A 17,952-nucleotide genomic window follows, 5' to 3' on the forward strand; every position below is an offset into this window, starting at 1 on the left:
AAGGGGGTCCTTCCGGGGACGACGGGGGTACTTCCGAGCCTGTCACCTGGCCAGGTTACCGGCCGTGGTCGGTGCGGGTCCGCCCAGTCGTTACCCTGGACCGCATGACGTCGCACCAGAGCACCCAGACGATGAAGCCCGCCACCGCGGCGAAGAAGCTGGGTGTGTACCTCGAGGCCACCCCCGCCGAGTTCCGTGAGGGTGTCGTCTCGCGCGCCGAGCTGAGCGCCCTGCAGGCGGACCCGCCGCAGTGGCTGCGGGAGCTGCGGCGCAACGGCCCGCACCCCCGGCCGGTCGTCGCCCAGAAGCTGGGCGTGTCCATCGCGGGTCTGGCCCGTGGCGGTGTCACGGAACCGCTCACCACCGAGCAGATCGAGGCGCTGAAGGCGGAGGAGCCCGAGTGGCTGCGGAAGGAGCGCGCCACTCAGGCCGAGGTCCGCAAGGAGGCGGCCCGCCTGAAGGAGCGGGACGCGCAGCGCTCGGACCGGAGCTCCTGAGTCAGGGGCTCAGTCCGCCACGGGCCGTTCCGGAATCGAGTCGAGGAACGTGACCGAGGGGATGAAGAAGAGGGTTCCGGTGACCGCCTGGGAGTAGTCCAGGATCGGGTCGGGACCGGATTCCGGGCCGCCCAGGAACATCTTGCGCATCATGGTCTCCGGTATCGCGGGCGTCCGGGCGTAGGCGATGAAGTACGTGCCGAACTCGCCGTGGCCGGGCCTGCCGAACGGCATGGCGCCGCGCAGGATCTCCAGTTCCTCCCCGTCCGGGCCGGTGACCGTGTTCACGTCCTTGTGGGAGCCGGGCACGTCGAGTTCGATGTTGGTCAGCTTGGAACGGCCGATCACCTTCTCCTGGGCCTCGACGGCGAGGGCCTCCCATGCCTCCACGTCGTGCACGTACTTCTGCACGACGGCGTAGCTGCCGCCGGCGAACGCCGGGTCCTCGGCGCCGACGATCGCCGCTTCGGCCGCCGCCTGGCCGACGGGGTTCTCGGTGCCGTCGACGAAGCCGAGGAGGTTGCGCGAGTCGAAGTAGGCGAAGGCCTGGACCTCGTCCTGGACGGTGACCGCGTCGCGCAGCCGCTTCATGATCTCCGTGACCAGGGCGAAGCACAGGTCCGTGCGGGCGGCACGGATGTGGAAGAGGAGGTCGCCGGGGGTCGACACGGCGCGGTGCCGTCGCCCTTCCAACTCCCGGAAGGGATGGAGGTCTCGGGGGCGGGGATCGCCGAACAGCCGGTCCCAGGCCGCGGATCCCACCCCGGTGACGCAGCACAGCCCGCCGTCGGGACTCGGGAATCCGACGGCTCGTACGAGTCCCGCGAGCCCGGACAGCAGATCGCGCACGGCGTCTTCGCCGCCCGGCTCGATCGTGACCACCAGGAAGACGGCTACAGGTGCCGGCGGACTGAGCACTGGCTGTGGCTGTGGCTGTGGCTGTGCATCGACCGACCGTATCGACGACGGCATGGTTCCCCTCCCACCCTCGAACCCCGCCACCTAACGATGCCCGGCCGAACCGCGAACGATACCCGCCGAATTTCCGCCCATCCGGCGAGCGCGACCAGTGAGGAAAGCCGGTGAAGGCGCCGTCGCGGCACGGCAGTTCGACGCGAAATCAGTCCCTCGGCTTTCCTCGCCGCTCAACGCTTCCAGTCGGCTCAGCTGTCGTAGTCCACCGTCAGCGTCTCGGACGCCGGGTACGACTGACACGTCAGTACGTAGCCGGCGTCCACCTCGGCGGGCTCCAGCGCGAAGTTGCGCCGCATGTCCGCCTTGCCGTCGGTGACCAGGGCCCGGCAGGTGCCGCAGACGCCGCCCTTGCAGGCGAACGGCAGGTCGGGGCGGGTGCGCTGGGCGCCGTCGAGGATGGTCCGCTCCCTGGGCAGGGCTGCGGTGGTGGAGCGGCCGTCGAGGGTGATGGTGACCTGGCTGACGGGTCCCCGCGGGCCGCTCTCCTCGTGGCGCGTCTCCCGTACGGGCTCGTCGTCGGCGTAGAACAGTTCCTGGTGGACGCGCTCCGCCGGGACACCGAGGTCCGCCAGCACCCGCTGGGCGTCCCGGACCATGCCGTGCGGTCCGCACAGCCACCAGTGGTCGGCGGTCCGTACGTCGACCAGCGCGTCGATGAGCGTAGAGAGCCGGTCGGCGTCGATGCGGCCGGAGAGCACCTCGGCCTCCCGGGGCTCGCGGGAGAGCACGTGGGCGAGCTGGAATCGGGCCGGGTAGAGGTCCTTCAGGTCCGCGAGCTCGTCGGCGAACATCACCGTGTCGGTGCGGCGGTTGCCGTAGAAGAGGGTGACCGTCGAGCGGGAGTCGGCGGCCAGGACGGACTCGGCGATGGACATCATCGGCGTGATGCCGGAGCCTGCCGCGATCAGCACGTGATGGCCGGGCGTGCTGAGGTCGGGGGTGAAGGCGCCGGTCGGAGCCATCACCTCGACCAGGTCGCCGGGGCGTACGTCGTTGACGAGCCAGGAGGAGAAGACGCCGCCGGGCACGACCCGTACGCCGATGCGCGGGCTCGTCCCGGCCGGCGAGCAGATCGAGTACGACCGGCGCTCGTCCCGCCCGTCGACCTCGCGCCGCAGCGTCAGCGACTGACCGGGCGCGAACGCGAACTCCTCGGTCAGCTCCGCCGGGATGTCGAAGCCGACGGCGACCGCGTCCGCGCACAGGGGCTCCACGGCGGCGACGCGCAGGGTGTGGAAGGCCGGACGGCGGCGGGCGCGCGGGCGCGGCGCGGCGGCCGTCTGTGCTTCCCTCGGGCCTTCCATTCAGATCTCCTTGACGTACTCGAACGGCTCGCGGCAGGCGCGGCAGCGCCACAGCGCCTTGCAGGAGGTGGCGGCGAAGCGGGAGGTCTCCTCGGTGTCCGCCGAGCCGCAGCGCGGGCAGGTCACCGCGTGCCGGGTGGGTGACAGCACGAGCGGGACCGGGCCGCCGCCGCGGGGGGCGGGGCCGGGCGGGGCGATGCCGTGCTCGGCGAGCTTGCGGCGGCCGGCCGGGGTGATCCAGTCGCTGGTCCAGGGCGGGTCGAGGACCGTGCGGATCTGCACGCGCGCGTACCCGGCGGCACGCAGCCGCGCGGCCACGTCCGCGCGCATCTCCGCCATGGCGGGGCAGCCGGAGTAGGTCGGCGTCAGGCTCGCGACGACCGTGCCGTCCTCGGTCGTCTCGACGTCCCGCAGGACGCCGAGGTCGGCCAGGGTGAGCATGGGCAGCTCGGGGTCCGGCACCTGTGCGGCGATGTGCCGGGCGCGCCGGGCGTCGAGCAGGGTGGTCGGCATGGTCACCACGCAGCCTCCGGGTGTGCGCGGGCCACGCCCTGCAACTCGGCCAGCAGGGGCGCGAGATGCTCGGTGTGCTCGCCGGCGCGTCCGGCGCCGGGCAGCGGCCGGTAGACGGGCATGGGCAGTCCGGCCGCCTCGGTGACCTGCTTCAGCACCGCGACGACCTCGTCCCGTACGTCGTGGGCCGTGAACAACTCGCCCACGTACGGGGCGACCTGCTCCAGGGCCTTGCGTGTCCGGCGGTGCGACTCGTCCGTGCCGTCGCCGAGGCGTACCGTCCACTCGGCGGCGTACTGCCGGTGATAGCTCAGTTCCTTGACGCCCTTCGCGGCGACCGCCGCCAGCACGGGGTCCCGGTGCGACGCCAGCCGCTCGAAGTGCGCGAGCCGCCAGCTCGACAGCACCAGCAGCCGCACGATCGAGAACGCGAAGTCCCCGTTCGGCAGTTCGGCCAGGCGTACGTTGCGGAAGTCGCCGGCGTCCCGGAAGTAGGCGTAGGCGTCCTCGTCGCGTCCGGTGCCGTCGACCTGGCCGGCCCGGGAGTAGAGCAGGCGGGCCTGACCGAGGAGGTCGAGGCCGATGTTGGCCAGCGCCACCTCCTCCTCCAGCTCGGGGGCGCGGGTGACCCACTCGGCCAGGCGCTGGGCGCTCACCAGCGCGTCGTCCGCCAATGCCACGCAGAGGGCGGCCAGTTCACCGGCGTCGACGCCTTCGGGCACGGTGGTGTCGACGCCGTGCAGCGGGTCCTCGAAGCCGGTGCCGTAGGCCCAGCGTGTGTCGTCCTCGTGTCCCTCGGCGAGGGTCAGGTAGACGTGGTCGTCGCTCATGCCCTCTCCTTCAGATGTGCGGGACGTCGTCGGGGATGTCGTAGAACGTGGGGTGGCGGTAGACCTTGTCGGCGCTGGGCGCGAAGAACGGGTCCTTCTCGTCGCGGGTCGAGGCGGCGATGTGCTCGGAGCGCACCACCCAGATCGAGACGCCCTCGTTGCGCCGGGTGTACAGGTCGCGCGCGTGGGTGAGCGCCATCCGGTCGTCGGCGGCGTGCAGCGAGCCCACGTGGACGTGGTTGAGGCCGCGCTTGCCGCGCACGAACACCTCGTACAGCGGCCAGTCCTGCTTCCCGGACGGCTTCTCGGACGGCTTCTCGGACGGCTTCTCTGCGGTCACGCCACCGCTCCCTTCTCCGCGCGGGCGGCCCGCTTGGCCGCGTGGGCGGTGGCCGCCTCCCGCACCCAGGCGCCTTCTTCGTGGGCGCTCCTGCGCCGCTGGATCCGCTGGGCGTTGCACGGGCCGTCGCCCTTGATGACCCGCGTCAGCTCGTCCCAGTCGGGGGTGCCGAAGTCGTGGCGGCCGCGCTCGGCGTTCCAGCGCAGCTCCGGGTCGGGCAGGGTGACGCCGAGCTTCTCGGCCTGCGGCACGGTCATGTCGACGAAGCGCTGACGCAGCTCGTCGTTGCTGTGCCGCTTGATCTTCCAGGCCATCGACCGCGCGGAGTTGGGCGAGGCGTCGTCGGGCGGGCCGAACATCATCAGGGACGGCCACCACCAGCGGTTCACCGCGTCCCGCACCATCTCGCGCTGGGCCTCGGTGCCGCGCATCATCGTCATCAGCAGTTCGTAGCCCTGCCGCTGGTGGAACGACTCCTCCTTACAGATCCGCACCATCGCGCGCGCGTACGGCCCGTACGACGACCGGCACAGCGGCACCTGGTTGCAGATCGCCGCGCCGTCCACGAACCAGCCGATCACACCGACGTCGGCGAAGCTCAGGGTCGGGTAGTTGAAGATCGACGAGTACTTCTGGCGGCCCTCGATGAGGCGGTTCGTCAGGTCCGCGCGGTCGGCGCCCAGGGTCTCCGCCGCCGAGTACAGGTAGAGCCCGTGGCCGGCCTCGTCCTGCACCTTGGCGAACAGGATCGCCTTGCGGCGCAGGGACGGCGCCTTGGTGATCCACTCGCCCTCGGGCTGCATGCCGATGATCTCCGAGTGGGCGTGCTGCGCGATCTGCCGGATCAGCGTCCTGCGGTAGCCGTCCGGCATCCAGTCGCGCGGCTCGATGCGCTGGTCGCGCGAGATCGTCGCGTCGAACTGCTCCTGGAGTCGCCCCTCGGGGGGCGCCTCGGCGGCGTGTGAAGTCGTCATCGATACCAGCTTCCCCAACCGACCATTCGTTCGGTACCAGTGTGGCCTGTTTCGGCGGGCGGAGCAAGACCCTTTGAGCCCGTGAAACAGAGCGCGCAAACGGCCCAGGACACCCCGCGGGGGTACCTGGGCCGTTTCCGGTCGAGCGCCGTTCACCTCACACGTTGGGCACCTTCAGCCGGTCCCAGCTGACCTTGCCGGGGATGCCGTCCGCGTCCTTGCCCTTGAAGCCGAGCTTCTGCTGCCAGGCGGCGTAGGAGCGGCGGTCGGCCTCGCTCCACTCGGGGCTCGGGCCCTCCTCGTAGCGGCCGCAGCCCTCGGCGACCAGGCGGCGGCCCATGGCGGTGATGACCGGGGACCTCTGACCGATGTGGAAGAAGCCGCCGCCCGGGAAGGGCTCGTACTTCGGCTTGGGCGCGGGCTTCGGATCCGGGTCGGGGCTCCCTCCCCCGCCGCCCTTCAGCCGCTGCGCTATGCGCTTGCGCATGCCGTCCATGGTGAAGCCGCGCGGGTCGGTCTTGCCCGGCTGCCACTCCTTGTGGCCGATGACCGAGCGCTCGCTCCAGCCGTGGTGGCGGCAGATCGCGGCCGAGACCTTCTCGATGGCCTCCTTCTGCGCCTCGGGCCAGGGGTCCTTGCCGTCGCCCAGGTTGACGCACTCGAAGCCGTAGAAGTGCGCGTTGCCGTCGGTGTCGGCCTCGTTGTCGTGCGGGAGCTTCGACTCGTTGATCACGGCGCGCAGGACGTCGCTGTCGCCGAGGCCGGCGTGGTTGGCGCGGCCGTTGCCGACGAGATGGACGTGGCCCTTCTTGTCGATGACGCCGTGGCACAGCGGTCCCGGCAGGCCGGAGTAGCCGTTGTAGCAGATGTTGACCGAGGACTCGGTGCCCTTGGTGACGGTGTGGTGGATCATCACGCCGTTCACCGGGCCCCACGGGCCCTTGCTGTTGCGGTTGTGGGTGCGCCAGCTACGGACCTCGTGGACCGTCAGGCCCTCCGCGCGGAGGATCTCCACCATCTTGGACGCGCTCAGGGGCTTGGCCATCACTCGTCTCCTTCCGCCGCGGCCTCCGCGTCCGCGGTGGTCTGCGACCTCCCGCCCGAGGGATCCTCGGCGAGCTGCTCCTCCCGACGGGCCTGTTCCTCCGCCGCGAGCGTCGCCTCGTCCGCGGCCGGGATGCTGCTGGCCAGCGGGTTGAAGGCGAGCCGCAGGTCGACGGTGCCGCCCTCGCCCTTGACCAGGGCCAGCGGCGCGAAGCCGCGGACGATGCCGGAGGGCCCCTGCAGCAGCGGGCGGCGTGCCGCGTCCGTGGGCCACTCGACGCTGCCGGTGGCGGTGCGGGCGGGGACGATCCAGTGGTCGCCGGTGCGGTAGGTGGCGCCCTTGGCGAAGTACACCTCGACGCCGTCCTCCAGGGGCAGCCACTCCCCCTCCGCGACCGGGATCGCGCCGCCCTTCAGAGCGGTCGTACGGCCCTTGCGCCTCGGTCCCTCGTGGTGGTCCCAGCGACGCAGGAAGGGGTTGAGGTGGGGCAGCCGTCCGACGGCCGGGGCGGGCTCGGCGGACAGCCGCACCCGGCGGCCCGGCAGGTCCAGTTCCTCGACCCGGAGCAGGGGCAGGGGTTCGAGGCGGGAGGCGTACGCGGTGTCGGTGACCTCCACGTGGTCGCCGACGTCCAGGTCCAGCTTGTCGTCGTGACCGAGGGAGGCCAACCGCACCCAGGTGCCGTCGAGTTCGTCGACCGGGAAGACCACCGAGCCGTTCTCACGGGACCACTTGAAGGTGGCGTCCTTCGCGGCGCCGCCCGCGTGGACCTCGACGCGGTACAGCTGGTTCTCCGGGCCGCGGTAGCGGGCGTCCGGCTTGACCAGGCAGGGATCCTCGTCGGCGTGGTCGGGCCGCTCGCTGCGGGCGGCGAGGCGGGCGGCGGGCGCGGCCTGCTTGCGCGCCCACTTGTCGAAGGCGGCGCGGACGACCTCCTTGGACGGGTCGGTCTCCTCGATCTCCAGCGCGGCGAGCGACAGCGGCAGCACCTGCCAGACGACCTTCACGCGGGCCGCGGTGTCCGGCATCGCCGCGCCGAGCGCGACCTCGCGCAGCGCGGGGTCCTCGGCGGCCGAGACGGCGCGCTCCCAGACCTTCAGGTACACCACGAACGGCGACTGGGCGGGCGACGGCAGCCGGTCACCGGGCTTCTCCGGGTCACGGAAGCCGTCGGGCTGGTCCCAGTAGGTCCAGTACGCGGGCGGGGCGGCGGCGTCCTGCTCCCGCTCCTGCCCGGCGGCGTCGTCGTCCGGGACGGGCACGCCGGGCGCCGGGCGGGTCGCGTCGCACAGGATGCCGTCGACGTAGTAGCGGCCGCCGTGGATGAAGAGCGTGTCGATGTCGTGCTTGCCGCCCACGTACTCGATCCGGAAGCCCGCGGCGTCCCGCGGCCCGCCGTGCCGGCCGATCAGGTCGGCGGCGAGGGTGCGGGCCTGGTGGAGCTGGATCGCGGTCTGCTCGTTGATGTCGGCGTCGAGCTGGACGCGCCCCTGCTGGGCGATGACCGCCGAGTAGCGCCGCTGCGGGCGGAACGTCAGGCGGGAGAGGTCAGCGTGCATGAAGGGGGTCCCCCTGGTTCAGGAAAGTGCGGGTTCGCGAAGTCGGTGGGTGCGGCTCACGTCACGAAGAAGATCCCGGCGTCCGTGCCCGCCGGGGTGTACTCCGCGAGCCGTGCCCGGAGGCCGTCCTCGCGTTGCGGCCGGTACAGGTCGTGGAAGGCGCCCATCTCGGCGCCGTCGTCCGAGCCGCGCCGGATCTCCTCGGCACACCGGTCGGCGAGGAGGCCGTACCAGGGCGTCCCGTAGCGCTCGGAGGTGAACAACGGCCGTACATGGCCGGCCTGTTCGGGTCCGGCGAGGTCCGGCTGGCAGCGGTACCGGCGCGGGGTGCGCGACCCGGCCGGCACGTACGAGTACCGCAGGCAGCCGATGCCGCGCCGGGCCACGTGCAGCCGGCCGGTGAAGATCGAGTTCTCGGCGATCTTCACGGCGTGTGTGTGGATCTCGCCGATCACGGTCGTGCGGTGCAGATGCAGCACGGCATGCGCGTGCCGGCAGTCCGGTGCGGACAGGGCCTCGCGGTCACTCCCCGTCGCGTCGAGGATGCTGTCGCGCAGGTGGATGTCGAGCGGTTCCTCGCTCACCTCGTCGCCGATGACCTCGATGGTGCCGAGGATGCTGTGCTCGACCTGGAGGCACGCGGTGGTGCGTTCCAGGACGATGCTGGGTTCCTCGGGCGAGTGCGGTGCGCACTCGGGCTCCAGCGACCAGCCGGGGACGAGCGTGCAGTGGCGCAGGACGACCGCGCCCATGGGGCCGGTGACGTTGATGCCGCGCCCGGCGACCAGCAGGCCGTCGAGGACGATGCGCGGACGTTCGTGCGGGGCGCAGTCCTCCGAGACCGCGCGGATGTTGAGGGCGTCGGGGCGGTTGCTGTACCAGTCGAGCAGCCGTATCACCGGGCGGGTGCCCTCGGCGGCCCGCACTTCGAGGCGGTCGCCGGGGTCGAGGTCGAAGTCGAGCTGTTCCTGGTAGGCGCCGCTGTGCGTGATCTCGATGACGCCGTCGGGGCCGGTCCGGTCGGCCCGGCGGTCGTGCTGCCAGGCCCGGTAGGCATCCATGATCTGGCGGTACGGCTGCCCGGGGCCGACTCGGTAGACCTCGGCGTCGCGACGGGGCTCGCGGTCGAGGCGGTCGTATTCGCCGCCGCCCATGTCGGCGCCGAACGCGTAGTGGTGGTCCACCCACACGCCCTGCCGGGGTGCCGACCGCGACCCGAACGCGATCCGCCCGAGCTCCGGGTCGACGGCTACCTGCCCGCGCTTGGGCCGGTAGCGCCAGTCGGAGAGGTCGGCGACCACGATGTCCGAAGGCGGTACGGGCTGGTCCTCGCCGTCGCGCCGGATGACCAGGCTCTTGCCCGGGCCGTAGTAGTCGGCGAGCCGGTCGTGGAGCTGACGGCGGGTGATGAACGCCGGGACGTTGTCGATGGTCGCGATGTGCGTGGGCGACGGCTCCGGGAACGGCTTGGTGACCAGCGGGGTGTCGTTGCCCAGGATCGAGAAGGTGTAGAGGTTGCGGGCGCGGTCGATGCAGTACGCCGGGGCCTGGGTGAGCGAGTGCGCCTTCAGCCGCCAGACGAAGAGGGCGACCCCGGCGGGGGTCCAACCACCCTGCCGGTGGCGGGAGTTGGTGCTGCGCACGTCGACCGTGCGGGCCGTCGCGCCGAAGGGGCCGCCCGCGAGGTCGAGGGCGGAGTTGTCGCGCAGGTCGACGAGACGGCCACGCTCCGAACGGTGGACGCCCGTGTCGCCGTACAGCTTCACGGGCTGGGTGTGGGAGACCTGCCGGGACAGCTCGACGGCGCGGGCGGGCCAGCCCGTGACCTGGTCGGAGAGTTCCTCCAGGAGGTGGAGGGTGCCCTTGCGGCGGCGGCCCGCGACCGTCGCGGCCACGTCGGCGCGCGGGGCGACGGCCTCGGCGAGGGCGGCACGGCCACCCTCGTGCAGACCGGTCGTCAGGACGCGCTCGTAGCCGGGCAGGGTGCGGTAGCCGACCAGGTCGCCGAGGTACGGCAGCACCCAGGGCGCCGCCGTCTCCACGAACAGGTCCTCGTAGCCCTGCTGTACGCCGTCGCGGACCCGGTCGAGCTGTTCGGCGATCACCGCGAGCAGCGCGCGCAGCGGTTCGCCCTCCTCGGCGTCGCGCAGCAGATGCCAGCGGGGCAGCAGGGCGGCGAGCCCGTCCGGCTCCCTGGACGTCGTCGTCGGGGATGCCGTCTGGAACTGCACGTCCGGGGACATCAGTTGACCTCCGTCAGAATCAGGGTGTCCGCGGCCTTGGGCGACAGCAGGGCGAGCTGGGCCGGGCGGATACCGCGGAAGACGAACACCGAACGGCCCCTCGCCAGGCGCCGGGTGTCGGTGATGTCGGGGTTGAGGCGCAGGAGTTCGGCGAGCGGGACGCCGTACTCGGCGCAGATCTCCGACAGGGTCTCGCCCTGCGCGGCACGGACCGTGTGGATCTTCTCGTCGTAGGTGGCCGGGTGTGCCGGCACCGATGACCTGGGCGGGCCGGGGTCGGTGAGGATCCCGGTGAGCTCCTCGGGCGTGGCGGACGCGGGGACGCCGGTGAAGATGTCGACGTCCATGTAGTCGACGCCGGGCACGGAGTGGGCGGTGGCCAGGACGTCCGAGAGGCGCGCGGGGCGACCCAACTCCCGTCCCTCGTAGCCGAGTCGCCGCAGCAGCGCCTGACGCAGCCGCGGCTCGACGACCTCCCAGGCGTGATCGGGGGCGACCTTCACCTTGGCGGCCAGGAGCAGCAGGACCAGCTCGCGCGCGTCCACCCGGACGGGGAGGTTCATGTCCCCGTACTCGGTCAGCGCGCCATGCAGAGCCTTCAGTGTGTCCGAGTCGCCGTCGATCGGCACGTCGTCGGTGCCCGCGACCGTCACGTGCAGCACGCGCCGCCGGCCGTCGAAGAGTTCGCGTGCGGCGGCCCGGCCGATGCCGGCGCGGGAGCGGGCGAAGTCCTCGTAGTCGGACGCGGAGACCAGGCGGTCCAGCGCCGAGACGGCGAGCGGGATCGTACGGCGGGTCAGGCCGGGGCCGTCCGCGTCGGCGCCGCCCCTGGCCGGGCGCGGGTTGGTGACCTGGGTGACGCCGAGCGGGCGGGTGAGGGGCTGGGTGACGCGGTCGGCGGCGACGTTGGCGGCCTTGCCGGTGCCGAAGCGGTAGCGGGCGCGGACGTTCTCGTGGCCGGACGGCAGCCGGGCGCCGTTGACGCCGTCGCCGAAGGTCACCGTCGTGCGGCCGTCGGCGGTGGAGCCGGTGATGTAGACGCGCTCGCCGGGGCCGCGTCCGGCGAGGCTGTCGACCTCGTGCCAGAGGACGCCGTCGACCCGGATCTCCAGCACCGGGGTGGCGCCGAGCGGGTTGTCGTCGGCGAGCCAGGTGAGCGGGGACTGCCAGAGCGCGAACGTCTGGTTCACGCGGTCGGAGTCACCGCTGCCGATGGCCTCCTCGCGGCTCTCGCCGTGGGTGGCCTCGACGACGTTGCCGAGGATCTTCACCGTCTCGCGGCGGTAGCGGTGGGCGAGGTCGGCGGTCAGGGTCAGCCGGGTGTGCACGTGGTCGCCGGGCAGCCCGAGGTCGACGGCCGGCTCGGCGGCCGCGATCGTGACGACCTCGGTGGCCGGTACGCCCGCGGTTCCCGGGATGTCGCTGCGCTCACCGGTGACGACGAGGGTGCGGCCGGGGCGCAACCCGTCGTACAGCTGGGCGAGTTCGATCTCGTTGCCGTGGACGTCCTCGCCGAGCGGTTCGTCGGCGAGGCGGAGCGGTTCGCCCGCCGCGTGCACGGTGGTGTCGCGGATGTGCGAGAGCAGGACGTCGAACTCGTCCAGCCACGGGTCGGCGAGGGTGAGTTCGGTGCCTCGGCCGGTGATGCCGTAGTTGGTGTACGCCGCCGTACGCGCCGAGACGACCTGGGTGGTGACGAACGCGAGCCCGGCGTCGCCGGGGACGCCGTCCTGGGCTCCCTTGGCCGGGCGCTGGATCGCGACCCAGCTGCCGACCGTGATGCCGGTGTGGACCGTGTCGAGTTGGAGGACGCGGCGGTTGAGGGGCTCGGGCTTGCTGGCGATGACGACCTCGACGTTGGGCTCGGTGGTGCCCACCGTGTACTTGAGGCTGACCTCGTACTCGCCGTGCGTGAACTGCTCGCTCGCGTTCGGCCGCAGCGCGATCTGCTCGGAGGTGCCGTTGTGGACGCCGACGTGGACCAGGCCCTCGTCGTCCGGGCGGGACACGAACAGGGTGCGCTCGGGCAGGCCCGAGTGCAGGCGGGCCGTGACGCCGGGTTCCTGGGAGTCGGTGGGGCGGCGGTTGAGCCAGCTCAGGTCGCGGTCCTGGCCGGAGCGCACCGACAGCTCGACCTGGCCCGTGCCGAGGGGGAACCTGACCGGTTGGGTGACCGGCAGGTTCTCGGCGCGCTGGTCGGAGCTGCTGCCCTCGACGTACTGGAACTCGGCCCGGACCGGCGTCCGGCCCGACGTGTCGTACACGACCCGCATGCTCGCCAGCACGGCACCCGTGAGCGGCCAGTCGGCGGTGCGGATGACCCGGCCGCGGTCGTCCTGGACCGGCTTGAGCGGGGCCGTGGCGCCGAAGGGGGCGGCCGTGACCCGCATGGCGAGCAGTTCGCGCAGGAGCTGGGGGGTGCCGGGGGCGGCGGACGCCGCTGTGCGCCAGGCCGGGTAGAGGCTGCCGAGGCCGGGGTTCAGGGCGGAGAGCAGGCGCGCGGTGTCGCTGCCCGGGCGCTGGGGACCGGTGTCGCCGTGCGGGGCGGGGGCCGCTCCGCGCAGGGCGGGCAGGACGGCGCCCAGGGTCTGGAGGGCGGCGGCGCGGGGGTCGGCTCTCCCGGTGCCCTCGGCGGACCGCAGGGCCGGCTCGGCCTCGGCGTTCTGCGCGGGCGCCGACTCCAGGGCTCGCTCGGCGAGTTCCGCGAGCACGGCCTCCAGCCGCTCGAACCACGCCGCCACGTCCGGGTACGACAGGGCCAGCACCTGTGCCTCACCGAGCCGGGCGACGGGTTCCGCGAGGCGGGCCGCGAGCCGCTCGGGCGTCTTGATGCCGTCCAAGTCGTCCCGCAGCGGCGCGAGGACCTGGTCCTCGAAGTCCTCGATCAGTCGGCTGACCGGCCGCGGGTTGGGGACCTCGGGCGTGGGAGGCTCGTCGCCGGGCTCCCCCGGGGCCTCGGGGGCGGCGGTCCACCGTCGTACCTCGTCGACGAGCTCCTTCAGGGTCGGCGGGGCCGACTTCGGCAGGGAGATCGCCGTGATCTCGTCGTCCCGGTCGACGCGCGCCTTGGCGACGGGCAGCAACTTGCGTTGCCCGCCCGCCTGTTCACCGAAGACAAAGAGCAACTGGTCGCCGGTCTGCAGCGAGTTCGCCGTGCCCTCGACGAAGATCTCCGAGCGGCGCTCCAGGTCCTCGGGCGTGACGAGGGAGGGGCGCCGGCGGCGTACCTTCAGCTCGTTCCAGTCCCAGCGGGCCGTCAGGTCGCGGCTCGTCTCGAAGGTGAGGGACTGCTCGTCGGCGGAGGCGGGCACGCTGTGGCTGCGGGCGCCGCGCGGGATGGTCACCGGCAGTGCCTCGGCGCGCGGGTCGCGTTCCAGCGTGTACGCCAGGTGGGTCGCGGCGGCGACGCCGGGGCGCGGGCGGTGACCGACGAGGCGGCCCAGCAGGACCAGGGAGCGGTGCTCGTTGGCCGTGCGGATGTAGGCCTCGTCGGCGATCCGCTCGGAGTGGAAGGTGAGCAGGTCGCCGAGGACGGCGGTGGCGTCGAGCAGGCCGATCGCCGGGTCGTCCGGGGTGCGCACGGTGAGGCCGTTCAGGGCCGGGTAGGCCGGTGAGGCGAGGCGGTCGAGCAGGGCGGCCCGGAAGGAGCCGTACTCGCCGACGCGGTAGTCCAGGGCCGTGCGGCCGGGCGGGTTGTGCACGGGGGCCGGGGCGAGCCGCTCGTCGTGGCCGCCGCGGCAGGCGCCGCCGCAGGTGCACTCGTCGCTGATCGTGACCTCGGTCATCGCTCCCCGGGTCACCGCTCCCCCGATCATCGCTCCCTCCGTCATCGGGCACCTCCCAGGGACAGCGCCAGCCGGCCGTTCTCCGGCCGGTCCGGGTCGTTGTCGCAGGTGGCGATCTCCAGCGGGCCGAGCCGCAGCACGCCGTCCTCCTTCTCTCCTCGGTCCGGCTCGAACAGCCGCCGCAGTCGGGTGACTTGGACGCTCTCCACGCCGGGCACGGCCGCCGCGACGGCGACCAGTCGGCTGAGCCGCACCGGTTCGCCGAAGGTCAGCGCGTCCGGGTGGAAGAAGCCGAGGCGCCCGTCCGGGAGGCGGCCGTTGCCCAGGACGCGGTACAGCTCGGCCAGGATCTGGCCGTGCTGGTGGCCGGGCTCGGCGCACACGGTGAGCGCGATGTCCAGCGGGACGAGACGCGCGGCTCCGACCACGAGGTCGTGGCCGATGCGCCGGTACGGCTCCAGGGACTGGGCGACCGACGCGAGCAGCTCGGCCGACGGGGCGCCGGTGCCGTGCGCGTCGATCGCGATGTGCGCCTCCTGGACGCTGCCGGTCCAGCGCAGCTGAGCCGCCGCCCGCTGTACGCCGGGCAGGGCGGCGGCGAGGGCCGCGTAGTCCTCGGCGGTCACCGCGCGCAGGCGGGTGCGGCGCAGGTCGAGCGGGGCCAACTGGCGTACCTGCTCGACGGGTTCGGGCTCGATGCCGCCGGTGGCGGGCAGCGGGTTGCGGACCACGGCGGCGGGCGGGGGCTCGCAGTCCGACTGGACGACGAGATGGTTGATGGCCTCCGCGCCGACGTTGCCCGCGGTGCCGCCGCCCAGCCGGTAGTGCAGGGCGAGCCGGGATCCTGGCGTCGGCTTCGCGCCGTGCCGTCCGTCACCGAAGCGCAGGGCGAGGCGGCCGTCGTCCTCCAGTTCGCCGACGAAGTGCCGGTCGCGGGGGCCACTGTCGAGCAGGTCGCGGCGCGGCTCCCAGACCGTGTCGCCGTCCTCCTCCTGGAGGCGTACGGCGGGCAGGGCGCGGCGCGGGTCCTGGTCGAGGGCGGCGGTGGCGGAGCCGCGCAGCACCGGCTCCTCGGGGTGCAGACCCGCCGCGTACGCCGGGCCCCAGCTGTGGGCGATCTCCCAGGCGATGGCGCCGTCGAGGACGGTGCCGGCGCGGGCGCGCGAGGTGAGGACCTCGATCCGGCGCAGCTTGGAGTCGAGCAACTGGTCGCTGCGGTGGAGGAGTTCCCGCAGGGCGCGGACCGGGTGGCGGCGGAGCTCGATCCGCTCCAGGACCCTCAGGCCGTAGATCACCGTGAGTTCGGCGATCTCGTCGTCGGCGAGGCCGTCCCGGTCGCGGGCGCTGCGCCACAGCTCGACGAGCCGCTGCCGGACCCGTCCCGGAATCGCGGCGATCCGCTCGGCCTGCCCGGCGGCGACGGTGCGGAGGTCGGGGAACGGCACCGCCTGTGCCACGGGCACGCGGCCGAGGACGGGACGGAAGCGAGGCTGGATACCCGGGTAGACGGACTGGGCGAGCAGCGTGCGCAGGGCGCCGGCCTGGGCGTAAGCGGTGCCCGGGACAACGCGCTCATGGCGCTGCCCGGCCCGCTCCACGCCGATCCCGGCCCTTGTGGTCGCCCCCTCACCGACCACCTGGAACAGCTCTCGGACGTCGTCCGGTGTGAGTGCCTCGCCGGAGTTCGCCTTGTCCGTCAGGGAGTTGACGAGCCGCGCGGGGGCGTTGCCCTCGTCGCGGTCGGCGCAGCCGAAGGCCGGCGGGTCGCAGGGCGCGACCACGGCGGGCACCTGCGGGACGGTGAACGTCTCGGGCAGCCCGTGCAGGGTGCGGCCGTGGTCGACGAGGACGACGTTGCCGCGGGCGAGGGTCACGTCCTCCACGGGCAGGCAGTCACGGCCGCCGCGGGTGGTGAGGCAGAGCGGGAAGCGCAGGGCGTCCTCGGCGGCCCAGGTGACCTCCAGGACCGGCTGGTCCTCGATGCGGTCGACGGCGGGCGTGACGGAGGTGAGGCGTACGGCCTGTCGGTGGCTCGGGTCGGCGTCGCCGGGGGTGCCGGTGCGCGGGCCCCTGACCTCCTCCAGGACCAGCAGGTCGCCGGGCCGGAGGTCGAGTCGGCGCTCCCGGCAGGTCTCCGGATCGACCCACTCGTCGCGCAGGGTGGCGAAGGTGGCGCCCTTCGGCAGGGTGCGGACCTCACCGCCCCAGGTCCACAGGCGGATCGCGTTGTGCGCGACGCGCAACTGCAGCGGGTCGGCGGTGACGACCGGTTCGAAGACCTCCACCGAACCGCGCTCGTCCAGGTCACCGAGGTCGGCCTCGTCGACGACCGTGCCCGGCTCGGGGCGGTCGTGCGGGTCGAGGGTGCGGACGTCGACGGAGGCGAAGCGGTAGGTGCCCGGGGCCAGCGTGTGGTCGCCGGCGGTCTCGACGGCGACGTACGCGCGGGCGGTGCAGCCGTCGTGCATCGCGTAGTCGATGAGGCGGACGTGGCGCCGTACCGAGACGCGGCGGCGCGCGGTGTCGAGGTAGGCCTCGGTGGCGACCGCGTCCTGCTGGTAGCTGATCTGGTCGCCGGTGTACGCGAGCAGCTCGACCAGCGTCATGCCGAGGTCGGCGGGGTTGCGCTCGACCCAGTCCGGGGTGGTGAGCGCTAGCCGGTCCAGGAGCAGCTTGCGGATGGTGTCGTAGTCGCGGGCCGTGTAGTCGATGACGGGCGCGGCCGGGAAGCCCTCGGACGCCTGCTCGTCCTCCTTGCAGTCGAAGGGGGTCGGGCAGTCGGGCCGGAAGGAGAAGGTCGCGCGGTGGTAGCGCTGGTCGAAGCCGCGGAAGGGTTCGGTGCCCGGGCGGCCGTACGGGTCGGTCTCGACGAGGGAGAGCCGGTAGCGGGAGGTGTCGCCGACCTTGTCGAGGGTGACGTAGAGCCGGTCGTCGAGCTCGGGGTCCTCCTCGCGCTCCACGCTGACGTCGACGGCGGTGATGCCGGTGACGCGTCGGCCGCCGTCTATGCGGACGTTCTCGGGGCCGAGGCCGTGCGGGGCCTTGCCGAGGAAGGTGACGGTGAGCAGCAGGCCGTCGTCGCTCACCTCGACGGCGTCGATGCCGCCCAGCTGTGCGGCGCGGACCTTGGCCCGGCGGGAGGTGGTGTTCGTACCGGTCATGCCGCGGCCCTCCCTTCGAACACGTCGTCGCGCCGGGCGCCGTCGGCGCGTATGACGTACGACAGGTGGACACGGACGACGTTGTCCTCGCTGACCACGTCGAGCGCCTCCACGTCGATGAGATCGCCGAGCCAGCGCTGGAGCGATGCCTGCACGGACAGTTCGAGGGTGCTGATGAGCTCGGGGCTGGTCGGGGCGAACACCAGGTCGAGGAGCCCGCAGCCGAAGTCGGGGCGCATCACGCGCTCGCCGGGGCTGGTGAACAGCAGTTGCTCGATGAGGTCGTGGACGTGCTCGCCGCGGGTGGCGTGCGCGGTCCGGCCCCGGCGGTCGGGGCGGAAGGGGAAGGCGAGGTCGCTGCGCGGGCGCCTGCCGGTGTGGCGGCTCATCGGAGGGTGACCTTTCGCTGCGCGGCCTGGACGACGGGCGGTCCCTGCGGCACGAGGGCCGCCGAGAAGCACTCGGCCGCGGAGGTGTCGAGCAGCACGGGCGCGCCGTCGACGGTGACGCCGGTGCCGTCGGCGGTCCAGCGGACCGTCACGCACGGCGAGGGCACCCGGTCGACGGTGTGCGGGCAGCCGGTGACGACGTAACTGTGGGCGGCCGTGGCGATGGCGGCGCCCCCGGCTCGTACGCCGCCGGAGGGTGTGGTGGCGGCGGTGACGCGACCGCCGTGCGGGCAGCCGATCACGGCGTCGGCGTCGAGCAGACTCCCGGGCATGGTGT

General features: G+C 73.0%; 14 protein-coding genes. 1 reads left to right on the plus strand and 13 read right to left on the minus strand.

Annotated features, from left to right (window positions below):
• The first annotated feature begins 104 nt into the window (after positions 1 to 104).
• Positions 105 to 497, plus strand: coding sequence for a DUF5997 family protein (locus ABZ078_RS28205; RefSeq protein ID WP_356579725.1), 393 nt, complete (start codon positions 105 to 107; stop codon positions 495 to 497).
• Positions 498 to 506: 9 nt separating this feature from the next.
• Here ABZ078_RS28205 and ABZ078_RS28210 read toward each other — a convergent pair whose 3' ends face one another.
• From ABZ078_RS28210 to ABZ078_RS28270, 13 genes are all read right to left on the minus strand, one after another.
• Positions 507 to 1,469: a Dyp-type peroxidase gene (locus ABZ078_RS28210; RefSeq protein WP_356579727.1), complete on the minus strand. Its 963-nt coding sequence runs from the start codon at positions 1,467 to 1,469 to the stop codon at positions 507 to 509.
• A gap of 191 nt (positions 1,470 to 1,660) precedes the next feature.
• A complete protein-coding gene (gene paaE, locus ABZ078_RS28215) occupies positions 1,661 to 2,776 on the minus strand; it encodes a 1,2-phenylacetyl-CoA epoxidase subunit PaaE (RefSeq protein ID WP_356579729.1) in 1,116 nt (371 codons plus the stop codon).
• Complete coding sequence (paaD, locus tag ABZ078_RS28220; RefSeq protein ID WP_356579768.1) at positions 2,777 to 3,289, minus strand: 1,2-phenylacetyl-CoA epoxidase subunit PaaD; 513 nt, start codon at positions 3,287 to 3,289, stop codon at positions 2,777 to 2,779.
• A gap of 2 nt (positions 3,290 to 3,291) precedes the next feature.
• A complete protein-coding gene (gene paaC / locus ABZ078_RS28225) occupies positions 3,292 to 4,119 on the minus strand; it encodes a 1,2-phenylacetyl-CoA epoxidase subunit PaaC (RefSeq protein WP_356579731.1) in 828 nt (275 codons plus the stop codon).
• A 10-nt stretch (positions 4,120 to 4,129) separates the two neighbouring features.
• Positions 4,130 to 4,459, minus strand: a complete 330-nt coding sequence (paaB, locus tag ABZ078_RS28230) for a 1,2-phenylacetyl-CoA epoxidase subunit PaaB (protein ID WP_356579733.1) — start codon at positions 4,457 to 4,459, stop codon at positions 4,130 to 4,132.
• On the minus strand, positions 4,456 to 5,433 hold the full coding sequence (gene paaA, locus ABZ078_RS28235) for a 1,2-phenylacetyl-CoA epoxidase subunit PaaA (protein ID WP_356579735.1): 978 nt from the start codon (positions 5,431 to 5,433) through the stop codon (positions 4,456 to 4,458). Before paaA ends, paaB begins: the two co-directional genes overlap by 4 nt.
• 157 nt (positions 5,434 to 5,590) lie before the next feature.
• A complete protein-coding gene (locus tag ABZ078_RS28240; RefSeq protein ID WP_356579737.1) occupies positions 5,591 to 6,478 on the minus strand; it encodes a peptidoglycan-binding protein in 888 nt (295 codons plus the stop codon).
• The gene (locus ABZ078_RS28245; protein WP_356579739.1) at positions 6,478 to 8,037 is read right to left on the minus strand and encodes a DUF6519 domain-containing protein; all 1,560 of its coding nucleotides are present in this window, start codon (positions 8,035 to 8,037) and stop codon (positions 6,478 to 6,480) included. The genes ABZ078_RS28240 and ABZ078_RS28245 overlap by 1 nt, the downstream gene beginning before the upstream one ends.
• Before the next feature lie 56 nt (positions 8,038 to 8,093).
• Positions 8,094 to 10,280, minus strand: coding sequence for a hypothetical protein (locus ABZ078_RS28250; RefSeq protein ID WP_356579741.1), 2,187 nt, complete (start codon positions 10,278 to 10,280; stop codon positions 8,094 to 8,096).
• Entirely contained in the window at positions 10,280 to 14,065 is a 3,786-nt protein-coding gene (locus ABZ078_RS28255) for a putative baseplate assembly protein (protein ID WP_356579769.1), read from the minus strand. The genes ABZ078_RS28250 and ABZ078_RS28255 overlap by 1 nt, the downstream gene beginning before the upstream one ends.
• A gap of 41 nt (positions 14,066 to 14,106) precedes the next feature.
• The gene (locus tag ABZ078_RS28260; protein ID WP_356579743.1) at positions 14,107 to 17,226 is read right to left on the minus strand and encodes a putative baseplate assembly protein; all 3,120 of its coding nucleotides are present in this window, start codon (positions 17,224 to 17,226) and stop codon (positions 14,107 to 14,109) included.
• A complete protein-coding gene (locus ABZ078_RS28265; RefSeq protein ID WP_356579745.1) occupies positions 17,223 to 17,615 on the minus strand; it encodes a GPW/gp25 family protein in 393 nt (130 codons plus the stop codon). Before ABZ078_RS28265 ends, ABZ078_RS28260 begins: the two co-directional genes overlap by 4 nt.
• Positions 17,612 to 17,947, minus strand: coding sequence for a hypothetical protein (locus ABZ078_RS28270; RefSeq protein ID WP_356579747.1), 336 nt, complete (start codon positions 17,945 to 17,947; stop codon positions 17,612 to 17,614). Before ABZ078_RS28270 ends, ABZ078_RS28265 begins: the two co-directional genes overlap by 4 nt.
• Between the last annotated feature and the right edge of the window lie 5 nt (positions 17,948 to 17,952).

It is taken from the genome of Streptomyces sp. NPDC006385 (assembly GCF_040612485.1).
Taxonomy (GTDB): Bacteria; Actinomycetota; Actinomycetes; order Streptomycetales; family Streptomycetaceae; genus Streptomyces.